Genomic DNA, 16,772 nt, shown 5'->3' on the forward strand with positions numbered 1-16,772 from the left:
CCGCATCATGCTGCAAACGGTGGAACAGGAAACCGGCGCCTCGCCGCAGTGGTCGGTGATCTGGTTGCACGGCCTCGGCGCCGACGGCCATGATTTCGCGCCGATCGTGCCGGAACTGGTGCGGCCGCACTGGCCGGCGCTGCGCTTCGTGTTCCCGCACGCACCCGTGCGGCCGATCACGATCAACAACGGCGTGCCGATGCGCGGCTGGTACGACATCGTGGGCATGGACTTCCGTTCGCGCGCCGACATGGCCGGCGTGCAGGAATCGGTGGTGCAGCTGGACGCACTGATCGCGCGCGAGATCGAGCGCGGCATCGCGCCGGAGAAGATCTTCCTGGCAGGCTTCTCGCAGGGTGGGGCGATCATCCTGACGGCCGCGCTCTCGCGTACCGCGCCGCTGGCCGGCCTGATCGCGCTGTCCACCTATCTGCCCGAAGCCGACAGCGCCACGCGTGTTGACGGCGCGGTGCAGGTGCCGGTGTTCATGGCCCATGGCAGTGGCGACCCGGTGATCCCGCAGGCCGTCGCAGCGCACAGCGCGCAGGCGCTGCGTACGCTGGGCCTGGATGTGGCGTGGCACAGTTACCCGATAGCCCACCAGGTCTGTGCCGAGGAGATCCAGGCACTGGGTGACTGGCTGCAGGAACGCCTGGGCGCCGCCTGAGCCATGTCGCCGGCCAGCACACCGCCGTGGATGCCGGAACTGTGCCGCCTGCCACGGCTGGCGGCGATGCTCGGCCTGGCCGAGCTGGTGGTGGTGGTACTGGCGCTGGCGCCGGACGGCAGCCGTCACTGGACCTTCGGCGAACTGCTGTCGGCCAGCGGATTCGCGCTGTGGCTGGCGCTGGCGGTGACCGCCAGCCTGTGCCTGCTGCGGCAGACCCTGTCGCGGCTGCCGCCGGTGCTGGGCGCCATTGCGGCGACCGTGCTGGCAACCCTGATCGCGGTGGTCTGCGCCGGCATCGTGCACGCGCTGTACGCGGTGCTGGGCGACAGCTTCGCCAGCGGCATCAGCTTCTGGCGTTTCACCCTCGGCAGCGCGGCAACCACGGCGCTGATCGCCGCGCTGGCGCTGCGCTACTTCTACGTAAGCGATCGCTGGGCCGCGCAGGTGCAGGCCAACGCGCGCGCGCAGGCCGACGCGCTGCAGGCGCGTATCCGCCCGCATTTCCTGTTCAACAGCATGAACCTGATCGCCAGCCTGCTGCATCGTGACCCGGCAGTCGCCGAGCGCGCGGTGCTGGACCTGTCCGATCTGTTCCGTGCCGCGCTGGGGGCGGGCGAGGGCGATTCCACCCTTCGCGACGAATGCGAGCTGGCCGAGCGCTACCTGTCGATCGAATCGCTGCGCCTGGGTGAACGCCTGCAGGTGCGTTGGCAGCGCGACGAGCCGCTGCCATGGGACCTGCCCTTGCCAAGACTGGTACTGCAGCCGCTGGTGGAAAATGCCGTGCTGCATGGCATCTCGCGCCTGCCCGACGGCGGCACCATCGAACTGCAGCTGGCGCGCGAGGGCAATGAACTGCAGATCCGCGTACGCAACCCGGCACCCGATCCGCAGGCGCCGGGGCTGGCGCTGGCACGCGGCGCCGGCCATGCCCAGCACAGCATCGGCCATCGGCTGGCCTGGCGCTTCGGCAGCACCGCGCGGATGACGGCTGGCTGGAGCGAGGGCTACTATGCCTGCCAGGTGACAGTGCCGATCCAGTGAGGGAACGATCGTGAGGGTAGTCATCGCCGACGACGAACCGCTGGCGCGCGAGCGCCTGCGCAGCCTGTTGGCGGCACAGGACGGCGTGGACGTGGTGGCCGAGGCCGGCAACGGTGAGCAGGCCCTGCACGCGTGCGCGGAGCTGCAGCCGGACCTGGTCCTGCTGGATATCGCGATGCCCGGGCTGGATGGCCTGGAAGCGGCCCGCCACCTGGCCAGCTTCGAACCCCGGCCAGCGGTGGTGTTCTGCACCGCCTACGATGCGCATGCGCTGTCGGCGTTCGAGGCCGCAGCGATCGACTACCTGATGAAGCCAGTGCGTGCCGAACGGTTGGCGGCGGCGATCGCACGTGCGCGCACGTTCCTGGCCGGCCGCGATGGCCGGCCGCAGGAGCACAGCGGGCAGCAGGCACGCAGCGTGCTGTGCGCACGCCTGCGCGGCAGCCTGCGCCTGATTCCGCTGGACGATATCCACTACCTGCAGGCCGAGGAGAAGTACGTGGTGGTGCACCACGCGCGCGGCGAGGACCTGATCGAGGAATCGCTGAAGTCGCTGGAAGAGGAGTTCGCCAGCCGTTTCATCCGCATCCATCGCAACTGCCTGGTGGCGCGCCACGAGCTGGTGGAGCTGCGTCGGGGCTCGGGCGGGCAGGTGCAGGCGGTGTTGCGGCATGGCAAGCAGCCGCTGGAAGTCAGCCGCCGGTGCGTGGCGACGCTGAAGCAGGAACTGCGGCATCTGTGAGTGGTCCGCGCGGCCTGCGGCCGCGACTGCTGTGAAATCAACAGCAACAGCAACAGCAACAGCGGGTTGTCGGCTCTGTGTTGTTGCGTGTTGGGTGAGGCGGGATGGGCGGGCGGGACACGCCGTAAACCCATCCATGGGGGCTCGATGGCGCCATCCATGGCGCCAACGGTCCCGCCCGCCCATCCCGCCTCACCCTCGCGAATTTCCCGGTGACGGACGGCAAAGGCATTGTTGTTATCGAGGGGGGAAGAGGGGTCAGATCCCTTTTCCTGCGGAAAAGGGATCTGACCCCGGAAGCCGTCGGCTGTTGCTTTTGCTTCTGCTCTTTTCTTTTGATCTTCCGTGGCTGGCGCACACGGAAACTGTCAGAGCTCGGGCGGGATGGGCTGCGCAGGGGCGTGAGCCGCATGGATGCGGCGACCGAGCTTACATGGACGTACTTGCAGCGGCCCCTGCGCAGTCCATCCCGCCCGGCCAAGCACGGCGGTTGCTTTCACGCCCCCCAGCCAGCCACGAGGGGCTCCGCCGTTGGCCGTATCCGCGCCGAAGGCGCGATAATGACCGTATGGAAACTGTCCGCATCGCTACCCGCAAGAGCCCGCTCGCCCTCTGGCAGAGCGAACACGTCGCCGACCGCCTGCGCCAGGCCCACCCCGGCCTGCACGTGGAACTGGTGCCGATGAGCACCCGCGGTGACGAGGTGCTGGACCGCTCGCTGGCCGCCATCGGTGGCAAGGGCCTGTTCCTGAAGGAACTGGAGCTGGCCATGCTGCGGGGTGAGGCCGACTGCGCCGTGCACTCGCTGAAGGATGTGCCGATGGAACTGGACGCGCCCTTCGCGCTGCCGGCGATGCTGACCCGGCACGACCCGGCCGATGGTTTCGTCTCCAACCTGTACGCCTCGCTGGACGCGCTGCCGATCGGCGCGCGGGTCGGCACCTCGTCGCTGCGCCGCCAGGCCCAGCTGCGCGCGCTGCGCCCGGACCTGGAGCTGCTGGACCTGCGTGGCAACGTCAACACCCGCCTGGCCAAGCTCGACAACGGTGGCTACGACGCCATCGTGCTGGCGGTGGCCGGCCTCGAGCGCCTGGGCCTGGGCGAGCGCATCGTCGCGCGCCTGCAACCGCCGCAGTGGTTGCCGGCGCCGGCGCAGGGCGCGGTGGCGGTAGAGTGCGACGGAGGCAACACGCGCCTGATGGCGCTGTTCGCCACGCTTGATGACGCCGCCACGCGCGCCTGCGTGGAAGCCGAGCGGGCCATGAACCGCGCGCTGCATGGCAGCTGCCACGTGCCGGTGGCGGCGATCGCGCAGTGGCAGGGCGACGACCTGCACCTGCAGGGCCTGGTCGGCAGCGCCAGTGATGGCCGCGCCGTGCGTGCCGAAGCGGTGGGCCCGGCCCGTGATCCGGAAGCGCTGGGCCAGCGGGTGGCGAAGCTGCTGCTGGACGCTGGTGCTGGCGAACTGCTGAACGTCTGAGGCACCGCAGGTAAGTGCCGGCCGCTGGCCGGCAACCTCATGCCGCCGATTGAACGCTGTTGCCGGCCAGCGGCCGGCACTACCGAAATGAAGAACGGGCGCCCTGGGCACCCGTTCTGCTTATTTGAACTTGTAGACCACGTTCATCGTGGTCAGCGTATCGGTCTTGCGCTTGTCGACAGCGACGTCGCTGTTGTAACGCGCCTGCCAGCCGGCCTTCAGCGCCAGGTGCTCGTTCATGCTCACCGAGACACCGAAGTCGTTCTGGCCGAAGGTGTTGTACGAACCGGACTCGACCAGCAGCGTGTTCACCAGGTCGGTGTTGTCGGTCAGCGAGTACTTCAGGTCGAACAGGCCACGGCCGATCATGCCGGTACGGGTGCGGTCATCCTCGGTGCTGTGCGTACGGCGCACGCCGGGGCCGATCTGCGCGTCGAACGAGAAGCGCTCGGTGTTCCACAGGCGGGTGCCGTAGCCCAGACCGAACGAGCTCTGGCGGTCGTAGGTGGCGAAGTCGTCGCGCTCGGTACGCACCGTGGCGGTCAGCTGGCGGTGCTCGCCCAGCTGCAGCGCGCTGCCCGCACTGCCGGTGTAGCGGTTGGCGGTGGTGTTGCTGCGGCGGGTGGTGGTGCCGTCGTCGTTGGTCTCGGTCACCTTGGAGCTGGAGCGCAGGCCGAACAGGTCCATGCTGTGCACCCAGTCGCCGTCGGTGTAGCGCAGGCGCAGGCGGCCGTTGAAGCTCTCGGTGCTGCTGTTGCCGCGTGCCGAGGCAAAGCCGAGCTCGCCGCCGCTGCCACTCCACGGCGAGGACATCGCCGCCAGTTCGGAGGCATCCTGCGCGTATGCGAGCGGCGCACACAGCAGCAGGGGGATCAGCAGGGACACGCGCAGGGACATCGAGGCTTCTCCGGAACGGTTAACAGCCGGTGATGATACTGGAAGCGTGATGGCGGTCCGAATCGATCCAAAGCGTGCTTCAGCGAACGTTGCCGCGATCGCCTATTCAGGGCAGATCGACACGCAATGCGGGGTCGTTGAAGCGCGAATAGCGCAGGCGCAGCTGGAAGCTGCGGCCATTGCTGCTGCCGCTGCGCACGATCTGGCGTGGCAGGCCCTGGGCATCCACCCAGTACTCCAGGCGTTCGCCGGGCTGGTTGCCGCGCAGCCGGTAGTGACGGGTCTCGACCCCGTCCAGCGCCTGGCTGCCGAGATCTTCGGCCTTCAGGTCGGCGGGCAGGGCGTCGGCCGGCAGCGGGTTGCGCCACTGCTCGAGCAGGCCGGGCGGGGCCGGCACCTGGCGGATCGCACCGTCGGCCTGCAGGAACAGGGTGTCGCCGATGATGGTTTGCGGCCCGGCCGGGGTCTCCACCCGGAAACGGTCGGGTGCAACGAAGTCCATGGCGCTGCGTACCCGCTGCGGCGCGCCCAGCACTTCCAGTTCGGCGTGGAAGCTGCGCAGGGCGGCGAAACGCTGGCTGGCGCCCAGCACCGCCTGTGCCGGATCGGCGGCGGGTACCGGGGCCTCGGTGCCCGCCGGCGCCGGCGCGCGATCGCAGGCGGCCAGCAGCAGGCAGGCCAGCAGGGACAGGGCAGGCAACCGGCGCATCGGGCATTCCATGGGGTGGGGGCGACCACGATAGCCCAAACGTCCCACACAAGACCCGCGACTCGGACATAATCGGGGGTATGGACCGATACGAACGCATCACCGCCCTGCATCGTCTGCTCAAGTCCGCGCGCTATCCGGTGACGGTGGCGACCCTGCAGGACAAGCTCGGTTGTTCCCGTGCCACCGTCTACCGCGACCTGGCCTTCCTGCGCGATGCGCTGATGGCACCGATCGAGGGCGACGGCGAGGCCGGCTTCCGCTACCAGGCCGACGAGAGCGATCGCTTCGAGCTGCCCGGCCTGTGGCTCAGCTCGGAGGAGCTGCATGCCCTGCTGGCCTCGCAGCACCTGCTGGCGCGTACCGGCGGCGGCGTGTTGTCGTCAGTGCTGGCCCCGCTGCAGCAGCGCATCGAGAGCCTGTTGGCAGCCCAGGCCGGTGTCTCCAGCTGGCCGGTCGACCGCGTGCGGGTGATTCCGCACCGTGGCCGCAAGTTCGATGAAGGCAGCTTCCGCAGCGTGGCCTCGGCGGTGCTGGAGCGCCGTCAGCTGGCGTTCGAGTACCGCGCCCGCTCCACCGACGAGCCGACCAAGCGCACCGTCTCGCCGCAGCGCCTGACCCATTATCGCGACAACTGGTACCTGGATGCCTGGGACCATGACCGCGAGGCGCTGCGCAGTTTCGCGGTGGACCGCATCCACAAGGCACGGGTAATCGACAGTGCCGCCCGCGATGTCGCCGACAGCGAGCTGGACGAGCAGCTCGGCGCCAGCTATGGCATTTTTTCGGGTGCGCCGAAGGGCTGGGCGACCATCCTGTTCAGCGCCAAGGCTGCGCGCTGGGTGGCCGACGAGCACTGGCATTCCAAGCAGCAGGGTCGTTTCCTGGCCGATGGCCGCTACGAACTGAAGGTGCCGTACAGCGTCTCGCGAGAGTTGCTGATGGACGTGCTGCACTATGGTTCGGATGCCGAGATCATCGAGCCGATCATGCTGCGCGAGCAGGCCAAGGCGCTGCTTGAGCTGGCCCTGAGCAACTACGAAAAATCCTGACACTCCCCCCGAGAACCCCGTCCCCCATGAAGAAGACCCTGTTGCTGTCCCTGCTCGCCGCTGCGCTGGCCCTGACCGCCTGCGGCAAGTCCGGCGAGCCCTCGCAGAAGCTGGTGGTGGCCGCCACGGCCGTGCCGCATGCCGAGATCCTCGAGGTGGTCAAGCCGATCCTCAAGCAGGAAGGCGTGGACCTGGACGTGCGCGTATTCAACGACTACGTGCAGCCCAACGACCAGCTGGTGCAGAAGCAGGTGGACGCCAACTACTTCCAGACCGAGCCGTACCTGGATGCCTACAACCGCGACCGCAAGACCGACCTGGTGAAGGTGATCGGCGTGCACATCGAGCCATTCGGTGCGTACTCGCGCAAGGTCAAGTCGCTGGCCGAGCTGCGCGACGGTGCCGACGTGGTGATCCCGAACGATCCGAGCAACAACAGCCGCGCGCTGATCCTGCTGCACAAGGCCGGCGTGATCGAGCTGAAGGACCCGGCCAACGCGCTGTCGACCCAGCGTGACATCACCGCCAACCCGAAGAACCTGAAGTTCCGCGAGCTGGACTCGGCGATGCTGCCGCGCGTGCTGGACCAGGTCGATCTGGCCCTGATCAACACCAACTATGCGCTGGACGCCGGCCTCAACCCGACCAAGGATGCGCTGGCGATCGAGAGCAAGGATTCGCCGTACGTGAACTTCCTGGTCGCGCGCCCGGACAACAAGGACGACGCCCGTGTGCAGAAGCTGGCCAAGGCCCTGACCAGCCCGCAGGTGAAGGCCTTCATCGAGAGCAAGTACAAGGGCGCGGTGCTGCCGGCGTTCTGATTGCGGCTGATCTGTTGATTTGAATGGTGGGTGTCGACCTTGGTCGACACTGCCTGCCCTGTAGAGCCGAGCCCACGCTCGGCTCTGCTGTTTCCGGCATTTCACCAACGGCAGCCGAGCATCGCTCGGCTCTTCCGTGTCACTCCACGTGCCGCAGCAGGGCAGGGCATTGCAGTTTCAATCGACGTGGAAGGCGAGGGTGGCGGCAACTGCCTGCTGCCATCCCGCATACAGCTTCTCGCGCCGCGACACCTCCATCTGTGGCTCGAAGCGCCGGTCCAGGCCCCACTGTGCAGCGATCTGTTCGCGGCTGGACCAGAACCCGACGGCCAGGCCGGCCAGATAGGCCGCACCGAGCGCGGTGGTTTCGGTCAACCGCGGCCGCAGCAGCGGCACTCCGAGGATGTCTGCCTGGAAGCCGGCCAGGAAGTCGTTGCCGATCGCACCGCCATCAGCGCGCAGCTCGGTCAGTGCGATGCCCGCATCGGACTGCATGGCATCGAGCACGTCGCGCGTCTGGTAGGCCATCGCTTCCAGCGCGGCGCGCACGAAATGCGCCTTGCCCGTGCCACGGGTCAAGCCAAACATCGCACCGCGCACATCACTGCGCCAATAGGGCGCACCCAGGCCGACAAACGCCGGCACCAGATAGGCGCCGCCGCTGTCGGGCACCTGCGCGGCCAGTGCCTGGCTGTCGCTGGCGCGTTCGATCATGCGCAGTCCGTCGCGCAGCCACTGCACCACCGAGCCGGCGATGAAGATCGACCCTTCCAGCGCATACTCCACGCGCCCGTCCAGGCCCCAGGCAATGGTGGTCAGCAGGCCGTTGCGCGACCGCACCGCCTGCGCACCGGTATGCATCAACATGAAGCAACCGGTGCCATAGGTGTTCTTGACCATGCCCGGCTGGAAACAGGCCTGGCCGAACAGTGCCGCCTGCTGGTCACCGGCGATGCCGGCGATCGGGATCGGGTGGTCGAAGAAGAACTGCGGCCGGGTGTGTGCGTACACCGCACTGGAGTCGCGCACCTGCGGCAGCATCGCGCGCGGGATGTCGAGCAGGGCCAGCAGATCGTCATCCCAGTCCAGCGTGTGGATGTTGAACAACAGCGTGCGCGCCGCGTTGCTGTAGTCGGTCACATGCGCCTGGCCACCGCTGAGGTTCCACACCAACCAGGTGTCGATGGTGCCAAACAGCAGCTCGCCACGTTCGGCGCGCTGCTGCGCACCTTCCACGTGGTCGAGGATCCAGCGCACCTTGGTCGCAGAGAAATAGGCATCGATCAGCAGGCCGGTCCGCTCGCGGATCAGCGCTTCATGGCCTTCGGACTTCAGTCGTTCACAGATGGCGTGGCTCTGCCGCGATTGCCAGACGATGGCGTTGTGGATCGGCTGGCCGGTGGCACGGTCCCAGACCACGGTGGTTTCGCGCTGGTTGGTGATGCCCAGTGCGGCGATATGGCGCGGGTCGATCTGCCCGCGACTGAGCAGTTCGGTCAGCGTGGCATAGACGCTGGTGAGGATCTCGCGCGGGTCATGCTCGACCCATCCGGGTTGCGGGAAGATCTGCGCGAACTCGCGCTGCGCGCTGCCGATGATGTCGCCGGCACGGTCGAACAGGATCGCGCGCGAACTGGTGGTGCCCTGGTCGATGGCCAGCACGTAGCGGGGCGTCATGCAGCGTCTCCGGTAGAGCAGTCAGGGTAACTTACCTTTCTCTGTAGAGCCGAGCCATGCTCGGCTGCATTTGCACAACGCAGCCGAGCATGGCTCGGCTCTACAGAGAGGAGTGTTCGATCCACGCCTGCAGCCGTGTCACCTGCGCAGCGTCCAGCCGCAACCCCAGCTTGCTCCTTCGCCACAGCACGTCCTCGGCAGTGCGCGCCCACTCATGCTCGCGTAGAAAGGCCACTTCCCGGGCATGCAGGCCGCCGCCAAACGCCTCGCCAAGATCGTGCAGGCCCCGTACACCCTGCAGCAGTTCCGCGCTTCGACTGCCATAGGCCCCGGCCCAGCGTCGCGCGATACCTGCGGGCAACCAGGGTGCCGATACCTGCAGATGCGCGCCCGCCTGCGCGGCGTCGCCCCAGTCGCTGCCTGGCAGCGGGTCCCCGTGTGCTGTCCACGCCGCTCCCATCTGCGGCAGGGCGGGCCGCAGCAGCTCCAGCGCTTCCTCGGCCAGCACCCGGTAGGTGGTCAGCTTGCCGCCCAGCACATGCAGCGCCGGTGCCGGGTCCACCTGCAGCTGCAGGCGGTAATCGCGGCTGAGTCTTGCCGCGCGCGGATCGGGATCAGCCAGCAGCGGGCGGACACCGGCGAACTGCCAGACCACATCTTCCGGCGCGATGGGTTCATGCAGGTAGCGGTTGGCCGCTTCGCACAGGTACGCCACCTCTGAAGGCAGCACGCTGCAGCGCGCCGGGTCGCCGCGATAGTCGGTGTCGGTGGTGCCAACCAGCAGGTGGTCGTGGGCGAAGGGCAACAGGAACACCACGCGTCCATCGGGGTGCTGCAGCAGGCACGCGCTGTCATCGGGCCAGGGCCGGCGCAGGACGATGTGGCTGCCTTGTACCAGCCGCAGCGCGGGGCCGCCACTGCGTGCCTCCATCCGTTCCAGCAGGCCGCCGGCCCACGGCCCTGCCGCATTGGCGACGGCGCGCGCGGTCACCTGCTGCTGGCCATCAGCGGATTCCAGCACCGCCTGCCACCGGCCCGGCAAGGGCTGCAGGTCGATGCAGCGGCTGCGCACACGCACCTGTGCGCCCCGCTGCGCGGCATCCAGGGCGTTGAGCAGCACCAGTCGCGCGTCATCGACCTGCGCGTCGGCGTAGCTGAAGGCCTGCCGCAGATCCGGGGAAAGCCAGGGGCCGAGCGGATCGCGCTGAAGGTCCAGGGCGCGCGAGGCGGGAAATGCCGGGCTGCGACGGCCCAGGTGGTCATACAGCCACAGTCCCGCGCGTAGCATCCAGCGTGGGCGCAGATGGGGTTCCCACGGCAGCACAAAGCGCAATGGATGGACCAGATGGGGCGCCTGCCGGCGTACCACCTCGCGTTCGCCCAGCGCCTTGCGCACCAGCCCGAGCTCGCCCTGTTCCAGGTAGCGCAGGCCGCCGTGGATCAGCTTGCTGCTGGCGCTGGAGGTATGCGCGGCAAGGTCGTGCTGCTCGCACAGCAGCACGCGCAGGCCGCGGCCGCTGGCGTCACGGGCGATGCCGGCACCGTTGATGCCGCCACCGATCACCAGCAGGTCGACGTCGTCCATCGTGTCTCCGCGTCCTGTGTCTGTAGCCGAGCCGCGCCACCATTGACTGTGGGCGCCATTGAACGTAACGCATCGCAATGCGCGCGGAGCCCGCCGCTCGACTCGGGATAGGGGGCTTGGCTCGACTCTACAAAAAGGCAGTCGAGCATGGGCCCGACTCTACAGAACGCCGGTGACGGAAACGACGACGGGCCCCGAAGGGCCCGTCGCGTTGCATCAGTGAAGCAGGTGCAGCCTGGATCAGAAGCGGGCGCCGATGCCGAAGCCGACGGTCCACGGATCCATCTTGGCTTCGCCGATCTTCTCGCCGCCAACCTTGATGTCCGGGCGGGCGCGCATGTAGCGGGCGTCAGCACGGGCGAACCAGGTGGAGTTGATGTTCATGTCGACGCCGACGGTGCCGATCACGCCCTTGGCATCCTTGAAGCGGATGTCGGTGTCAGCGCCGTTGCCCAGCTTCTCGTTGCTGAAGCTCGACTGGTAGTAGCCGACGCCCACGAACGGACGGAACACGTTGTCAGCCTGGCCGAAGTGGTACTGGCCGCTCAGCGCGACCGGCTGCTGCTCGACCGAGCCCAGGCGGGCATTGTTCGGGCCCTTGAACTTGTTGTCGAACTTGTCAGCGGCGCCCCACAGTTCAACGGCCCAGTTGTCGTTGATGTAGTAGCTGAAGCTGACGGTCGGCGCCGGGCCACCATCGGTCTTCTTCACGCCGGAGATCGGGTCGTTCTTCGGTTCCAGCAGCGAGATGCCGCCAACAACGGCAAAATGCTTGCCCGACGCGGTGTCGGTGCTGCTGCTGTCCTGGGCGAAAGCGGCCGGCGCGAAGGCGGCGGAGGTCAGCAGGGCGAGACTCAGGATACGGATGGAGCGCATGGGGGTATCTCCTAATGTTTCTTGTTTTGGGCCCCCGGTTGCGGGGCGAGCACACCGTAGTCGCCCCAACATGAATCGAATCCGACGCACGTTAAAAAATAGTTTTCCTTGTTCAGCGACGGGTACGGAACGCCTGTATTCATGGGGTTTCTGGCGCTCGGGGACATTCATGCAGTTGGAGAAGATGTGAGCACAGCAACGTTGTGCATTGGCCTGCAAGCGCAGGTGAACGTGGAGTGCAGGGTGCTGCTGCTGGGCTCGATGCCGGGCGTGGCGTCCCTGCAGGAGCAACGCTATTACGCCCATCCGCGCAACCGCTTCTGGCCGCTGATGGCCGACATCTGTGGTTTCGACGCGGATCTGGCCTACGCCGCGCGGCTGCAGGCATTGAATGCCGCGGGCATCGGTCTGTGGGATGTGATCGGTCGCTGCGAGCGCCGAGGCAGCCTGGACGCGGACATCGTGCGTGGCACGGAAGTGGCCAATGCACTGCCGGAACTGATCGCCACGTTGCCTGAGCTGAAGCTGATCGGCTGCAATGGCGCTGCATCATGGCAGGCGTTCCAGCGCTGGGTGCTGCCGCAGCTGCTGGAGGCCCCGCCACAGGTGGTTGCATTGCCCTCGACCAGCCCGGCCAATGCGGCGTGGTCGTTGCCGCGCCTGCGCCAGGCCTGGCAGCCGGTTGCAGACGCACTGGCGACATGAAGCGGACATCGTCCGGACAATACGCTACCGACTGGTCGCGGCCGGGACCCGTGGGCAACAGCCTGTCCCGGCTGCGTGCGTACTGAAAACACCTGTAACGGTTGGCGCTGGACCCCGCTGGCCGCACAATAGACGTTTCCCTACACCAGATTGCCGGAGTTATCCCCATGGCCGAAATCAAGGAAGCACTTGTCCCCGATATCGGTGACTACAGCGATATCCCGGTAATCGAGGTGCTTGTCGCCGTCGGCGACACGGTCAAGAAGGACCAGGGCCTGGTGACGCTGGAAAGCGACAAGGCGACGATGGAAGTGCCGTCCTCGGTGGCAGGCGTGGTCAAGGAACTGAAGGTCAAGGTGGGCGACAGCCTGTCCGAAGGCAAGGTCGTGGCGCTGATCGAAGTGGCCGAAGGCGAAGCCGCCGCGCTGGCCGCCGCCGCACCGGCACCGGCCAAGTCCGCTGCCCCGGCTGCCGCCACCCAGAGCGCGCCGGCCCCGGCCGCCGCTGCGGCGGCCGCTCCGGCCACTCCGGCCGCCAGCGGTGGCGCAGTGGAAGCGCTGGTGCCGGACATCGGCGACTACGCCGGCATCCCGGTCATCGAAGTGCTGGTCGCCGTCGGCGACACGGTCAAGAAGGACCAGGGCCTGGTCACGCTGGAAAGCGACAAGGCCACCATGGAAGTGCCGTCCTCGGTGGCCGGTGTGGTCAAGGAGATCAAGGTCAAGGTCGGCGACAACCTGTCGCAGGGCGATGTGGTTGCGATCATCGAGGCCGAGGGCGCTGCCGCTCCGGCACCGACCAAGGCCGCCGCTGCCGCCGCGCCTGCAGCCGCTGAGACAGCCACCAAGGTCGAGCCGGTCGCCGTTCCGGCGCAGCCGGACAAGCTGGCGGCCCGCGAGATCGCCTCGGCCGGTACCCCGTCCAGCCCGCCGGTGCAGTTCAACGCCGATGGCGTGCTGCCGGCCAAGGTGCCGTATGCCACCCCGGCGGTGCGTGTGTTCGCCCGCGAACTGGGCGTGGACCTGCTGCAGATCAACGGCACCGAGAAGGGCGGCCGCATCACCAAGGCTGACGTGCAGAAGTTCGTCAAGGCCGCACTCAGTGGTGGTGTGCCAGCAGCTGCCGGTGGCGCCGTCGCCGCCGGTGGTGGCCTGAACCTGCTGCCGTGGCCGAAGGTCGACTTCAGCAAGTTCGGCGAGACCGAAGTCCAGCCGCTGTCGCGCATCAAGAAGATCTCCGGCGCGAACCTGGCCCGCAACTGGGCGATGATCCCGCACGTCACCCAGTTCGAACAGGCCGACATCACCGACCTGGAAGGCCTGCGCGTGGCGCTGAACAAGGAAAACGAGAAGGCCGGCATCAAGCTGACCATGCTTGCCTTCCTGATCAAGGCCAGCGCCGCGGCGCTGAAGAAGTTCCCGGAATTCAACGCCTCGCTCGACGCCAGCGGTGAGAACCTGACCCTGAAGAAGTACTTCCACATCGGCTTTGCCGCCGATACGCCGAACGGCCTGGTCGTGCCGGTCATCCGCGACGTGGACAAGAAGGGCGTGGTGCAGATCGCGCAGGAAACCGGCGAACTGGCCAAGAAGGCGCGCGACGGCAAGCTGGGCCCGGCCGACATGAGCGGCGGCTGCTTCTCGATCAGCTCGCTGGGCGGCATCGGTGGCACCGCGTTCACCCCGATCGTCAATGCACCGGAAGTGGCCATCCTGGGCGTGTCCAAGTCCTCCATCCAGCCGGTCTGGAATGGCAAGGAGTTCGCGCCGAAGTTGATGCTGCCGCTGTCGCTGAGCTACGACCACCGCGTCATCGACGGCGCCCTGGCCGCACGCTTCACCACGTACCTGTCGCAGGTGCTGGCCGACATGCGCCGCGTGCTGCTGTAAGGCATCGCTTTGCCCCCACCGTGCGGCCGCTGCCCCTGGCGCGGCCGCGTGAACAGATGCAGTGACAGCCCGCCGGCCATGCCGGCCGGGCACAAGGAAAACCACCATGGCCACGATTGAAGTCAAGGTTCCCGACATCGGCGATTACAGCGATGTTCCGGTGATCGAAGTGTTGGTCGCCGTCGGCGACACGGTGAAGAAGGATCAGGGCCTGGTGACCCTGGAGTCGGACAAGGCCACCCTGGAAGTGCCGTCCTCGGCGGCCGGCGTGGTCAAGGAGATCAAGGTCAAGCTGGGCGATACCCTGTCCGAAGGCGCCGTGGTCGTGGTGCTGGACGCTGAAGGCGCCGCCGAAGCCCCGGCCAAGGTCGCTGCGCCGGCTCCGGCTCCGGCCGCTCCGGCCAGCAAGCCGCCGGTGACCCCCTCGCACCGCGCCCCGGCCGAGCCGGTGGCACCGAAGCCGGCGCTGTCCAGTGGCAAGCCGGCCGACATCGAATGCGAAATGGTCGTGCTGGGCTCCGGCCCGGGCGGCTACACCGCCGCCTTCCGCGCCGCCGACGTCGGCCTGGATACGGTGCTGGTCGAGCGCTACGCCAGCCTCGGCGGCGTCTGCCTCAACGTCGGTTGCATTCCGTCCAAGGCGCTGCTGCACGCTGCCGCGGTGATCGACGAAGTGGCCCACGCCGGCGATTTCGGCGTCGAGTTCGGCAAGCCGACCATCACCCTGGACAAGCTGCGCCAGTACAAGGAAAAGGTCGTCAACCAGCTGACCAAGGGCCTGGCCGGCATGGCCAAGCAGCGCAAGGTCCGCAACGTGCAGGGTGTCGGCAGGTTCATCTCGGCCAACGAACTGGAGATCACCGCCGCAGACGGCAGCACCCAGCTGCTGCGCTTCCAGAAGTGCATCATTGCCGCTGGTTCGCAGGCGGTGAAGCTGCCGAACTTCCCGTGGGACGACAAGCGCGTGATGGATTCCACCGACGCGCTGGAGCTGGCCGAAGTGCCGGGCTCGCTGCTGGTCGTCGGCGGCGGCATCATCGGCCTGGAAATGGCCACTGTGTACAGCGCACTGGGCAGCAAGGTCACCGTGGTCGAGTTCATGGACCAGCTGATGCCGGGCGCCGACAAGGACCTGGTCAAGCCGTTGGCCGACCGCCTGAAGAAGCAGGGCATCGAAGTGCACCTGAAGACCAAGGCCTCGGGCGTCACCGCCGATGCCAAGGGCATCACCGTGACCTTCGAGGCGGCCGAGGAAGGCCAGGCACCGGCGCTGGCACAGGGCACTTTCGACCGTGTTCTGGTGGCCGTCGGGCGTTCGCCGAACGGCAAGAAGATCGATGCCGAGAAGGCCGGTGTGCAGGTCACCGAGCGTGGCTTCATCCCGGTTGATCGCCAGATGCGCACCAACGTGCCGCACATCTTTGCCATCGGCGACATCGTCGGCAACCCGATGCTGGCCCACAAGGCCACCCACGAAGGCAAGCTGGCCGCCGAAGTGGCCGCTGGTCACAAGAAGGAGTGGGTGGCCCGCGTGATTCCGTCGGTGGCCTACACCAACCCGGAAATCGCCTGGGTGGGCGTGACCGAGACCGAAGCCAAGGCCAAGGGCCTGAAGGTCGGCGTGGCCAAGTTCCCGTGGGCCGCCAGCGGCCGCGCGATCGGCATCGGTCGCACCGAGGGCTTCACCAAGCTGATCTTCGATGAGGAGACCCGCCGCATCATCGGCGGCGCGATCGTCGGCGTGCATGCCGGTGACCTGCTGGCCGAGATCGGCCTGGCCATCGAGATGGGTGCCGAAGCCGAAGACATCGGCCACACCATCCATGCGCACCCGACGCTGAGCGAATCGGTGGCGATGGCCTCGGAAATCTACGACGGCACGATCACCGATCTGTACATGCCGAAGAAGAAGTAAGGCGCCCGCGCCGTTCCGAACGAAAAGCCCCGGCATCTGCCGGGGTTTTTTGTTGAGCTTCGATCACTCTCATTGCGAGCGTTCGGGCCGCTGCGCGGGTGGCCGGCGTCTGGACAAATGTCCCCCGTCGTCCGCCTGCGGCGGTCGCCTCCTCCTTTACTTTGTCCAGACGCCGGCCACCCACGCAGCGGCTCGGCTTGCGGGTAGTCGAGAGCCACTGCCTGGGCCGCCTGGATGCCTGACACGCGGAGGGAGCGGGGGCTGGGTGCGAAGTATAGGAGGAGGTGACGGCTGCAGGCCGGCGCCGGGGGACATTCGCAGCCAGCCCCCGCTCCCTCCAGCGCTCGACCACGCCTGCGTCTACGGCAACTGTCACCGCGAAGGTCTGGGCCGCAGCGCAGGTGGCCGGCGTCTGGACAAATGTCCCCCGTCGTCCGCCTGCGGCGGTCGCCTCCTCCTTTACTTTGTCCAAACGCCTGCCACCCGCGCTGCGGCTCGGCTTGCGGATAGTAAGAGCCAGTGCCAAAGCCGCCCGGATGCCTGACACGCGGGGGGAGAGGGGCTTGCGTGCGAAGTAAAGGAGGAGGTGACGGCCGCAGGCCGGCGCCGGGGGACATTCGCACGCAAGCCCCTCTCCCCCCGCGCTCGACCAACCCGCTTCTGCTTGACCGTGCAATCAAAAAAGCGCGGCCCCGATGTTCCGGAGGCCG

The 16,772-nt window shown here is 67.6% G+C and carries 14 protein-coding genes; 9 read left to right on the plus strand and 5 right to left on the minus strand.

Translation table 11 applies throughout. From position 1 onward, the window contains the following. Window positions 1–7: 7 nt before the first annotated feature. The 4 genes from AC5P7X_RS01025 to hemC all read left to right on the plus strand — a co-directional run bounded on the left by AC5P7X_RS01025 (window position 8) and on the right by hemC (window position 3,936). Window positions 8–667, plus strand: coding sequence for an alpha/beta hydrolase (locus AC5P7X_RS01025; protein WP_495214335.1), 660 nt, complete (start codon window positions 8–10; stop codon window positions 665–667). A 3-nt stretch (window positions 668–670) separates the two neighbouring features. Next, window positions 671–1,714 carry a sensor histidine kinase gene (locus AC5P7X_RS01030; RefSeq protein WP_005419547.1) on the plus strand — a complete coding sequence of 348 codons (1,044 nt, stop codon included), beginning with the start codon at window positions 671–673 and terminating at the stop codon, window positions 1,712–1,714. Between the two features lie 10 nt (window positions 1,715–1,724). Then, window positions 1,725–2,456, plus strand: a complete 732-nt coding sequence (locus AC5P7X_RS01035) for a LytR/AlgR family response regulator transcription factor (RefSeq protein WP_053497027.1) — start codon at window positions 1,725–1,727, stop codon at window positions 2,454–2,456. 568 nt (window positions 2,457–3,024) lie between these two features. After that, complete coding sequence (gene hemC / locus AC5P7X_RS01040) at window positions 3,025–3,936, plus strand: hydroxymethylbilane synthase (protein WP_053500673.1); 912 nt, start codon at window positions 3,025–3,027, stop codon at window positions 3,934–3,936. Window positions 3,937–4,056: 120 nt separating this feature from the next. On the opposite strand, the gene AC5P7X_RS01045 is transcribed toward hemC, so the two are convergent. Both AC5P7X_RS01045 and AC5P7X_RS01050 read right to left on the minus strand, forming a co-directional pair. Beyond that, window positions 4,057–4,833 (minus strand): DUF481 domain-containing protein, encoded by a 777-nt coding sequence (locus AC5P7X_RS01045; RefSeq protein WP_049413237.1) that lies wholly within the window; start codon window positions 4,831–4,833, stop codon window positions 4,057–4,059. Window positions 4,834–4,939: 106 nt separating this feature from the next. Continuing rightward, window positions 4,940–5,542 (minus strand): LolA-like protein, encoded by a 603-nt coding sequence (locus AC5P7X_RS01050; RefSeq protein WP_069139700.1) that lies wholly within the window; start codon window positions 5,540–5,542, stop codon window positions 4,940–4,942. An 80-nt stretch (window positions 5,543–5,622) separates the two neighbouring features. On the opposite strand from AC5P7X_RS01050, the gene AC5P7X_RS01055 reads away from it, so the two are divergent. Further along, on the plus strand, window positions 5,623–6,594 hold the full coding sequence (locus AC5P7X_RS01055) for a helix-turn-helix transcriptional regulator (protein WP_005419539.1): 972 nt from the start codon (window positions 5,623–5,625) through the stop codon (window positions 6,592–6,594). Between the two features lie 26 nt (window positions 6,595–6,620). Continuing rightward, window positions 6,621–7,415, plus strand: a complete 795-nt coding sequence (locus AC5P7X_RS01060) for a MetQ/NlpA family ABC transporter substrate-binding protein (protein WP_053500668.1) — start codon at window positions 6,621–6,623, stop codon at window positions 7,413–7,415. 177 nt (window positions 7,416–7,592) lie between these two features. Here AC5P7X_RS01060 and glpK read toward each other — a convergent pair whose 3' ends face one another. From glpK to AC5P7X_RS01075, 3 genes are all read right to left on the minus strand, one after another. Further along, on the minus strand, window positions 7,593–9,092 hold the full coding sequence (gene glpK / locus AC5P7X_RS01065; RefSeq protein WP_171958247.1) for a glycerol kinase GlpK: 1,500 nt from the start codon (window positions 9,090–9,092) through the stop codon (window positions 7,593–7,595). Window positions 9,093–9,192: 100 nt separating this feature from the next. Continuing rightward, window positions 9,193–10,677, minus strand: coding sequence for a glycerol-3-phosphate dehydrogenase (gene glpD / locus AC5P7X_RS01070; RefSeq protein WP_495214337.1), 1,485 nt, complete (start codon window positions 10,675–10,677; stop codon window positions 9,193–9,195). A gap of 240 nt (window positions 10,678–10,917) precedes the next feature. Beyond that, a complete protein-coding gene (locus tag AC5P7X_RS01075; RefSeq protein WP_005419535.1) occupies window positions 10,918–11,553 on the minus strand; it encodes an OmpW/AlkL family protein in 636 nt (211 codons plus the stop codon). Window positions 11,554–11,739: 186 nt separating this feature from the next. Here AC5P7X_RS01075 and AC5P7X_RS01080 point away from each other — a divergent pair, with 186 nt between their 5' ends. The 3 genes from AC5P7X_RS01080 to lpdA all read left to right on the plus strand — a co-directional run bounded on the left by AC5P7X_RS01080 (window position 11,740) and on the right by lpdA (window position 16,062). Then, complete coding sequence (locus tag AC5P7X_RS01080; RefSeq protein ID WP_346607534.1) at window positions 11,740–12,258, plus strand: DNA-deoxyinosine glycosylase; 519 nt, start codon at window positions 11,740–11,742, stop codon at window positions 12,256–12,258. 167 nt (window positions 12,259–12,425) lie between these two features. Next, a complete protein-coding gene (gene aceF, locus AC5P7X_RS01085; RefSeq protein WP_495214338.1) occupies window positions 12,426–14,147 on the plus strand; it encodes a dihydrolipoyllysine-residue acetyltransferase in 1,722 nt (573 codons plus the stop codon). Window positions 14,148–14,253: 106 nt separating this feature from the next. Next, window positions 14,254–16,062, plus strand: a complete 1,809-nt coding sequence (lpdA, locus tag AC5P7X_RS01090) for a dihydrolipoyl dehydrogenase (protein ID WP_495214339.1) — start codon at window positions 14,254–14,256, stop codon at window positions 16,060–16,062. Window positions 16,063–16,772: the final 710 nt, after the last annotated feature.

The organism is Stenotrophomonas sp. YJH_SMC_53 (assembly GCF_059369995.1).

Coding starts and splice junctions, on each gene's coding strand:
- AC5P7X_RS01025 (WP_495214335.1), top strand. CDS start 8: ATGCTGCAAACGGTGGAACAGGAAACCGGCGCCTCGCCGCAGTGGTCG.
- AC5P7X_RS01030 (WP_005419547.1), top strand. CDS start 671: ATGTCGCCGGCCAGCACACCGCCGTGGATGCCGGAACTGTGCCGCCTG.
- hemC (WP_053500673.1), top strand. CDS start 3,025: ATGGAAACTGTCCGCATCGCTACCCGCAAGAGCCCGCTCGCCCTCTGG.
- AC5P7X_RS01045 (WP_049413237.1), bottom strand. CDS start 4,833: ATGTCCCTGCGCGTGTCCCTGCTGATCCCCCTGCTGCTGTGTGCGCCG.
- AC5P7X_RS01050 (WP_069139700.1), bottom strand. CDS start 5,542: ATGCGCCGGTTGCCTGCCCTGTCCCTGCTGGCCTGCCTGCTGCTGGCC.
- AC5P7X_RS01055 (WP_005419539.1), top strand. CDS start 5,623: ATGGACCGATACGAACGCATCACCGCCCTGCATCGTCTGCTCAAGTCC.
- AC5P7X_RS01060 (WP_053500668.1), top strand. CDS start 6,621: ATGAAGAAGACCCTGTTGCTGTCCCTGCTCGCCGCTGCGCTGGCCCTG.
- glpK (WP_171958247.1), bottom strand. CDS start 9,092: ATGACGCCCCGCTACGTGCTGGCCATCGACCAGGGCACCACCAGTTCG.
- glpD (WP_495214337.1), bottom strand. CDS start 10,677: ATGGACGACGTCGACCTGCTGGTGATCGGTGGCGGCATCAACGGTGCC.
- AC5P7X_RS01075 (WP_005419535.1), bottom strand. CDS start 11,553: ATGCGCTCCATCCGTATCCTGAGTCTCGCCCTGCTGACCTCCGCCGCC.
- aceF (WP_495214338.1), top strand. CDS start 12,426: ATGGCCGAAATCAAGGAAGCACTTGTCCCCGATATCGGTGACTACAGC.
- lpdA (WP_495214339.1), top strand. CDS start 14,254: ATGGCCACGATTGAAGTCAAGGTTCCCGACATCGGCGATTACAGCGAT.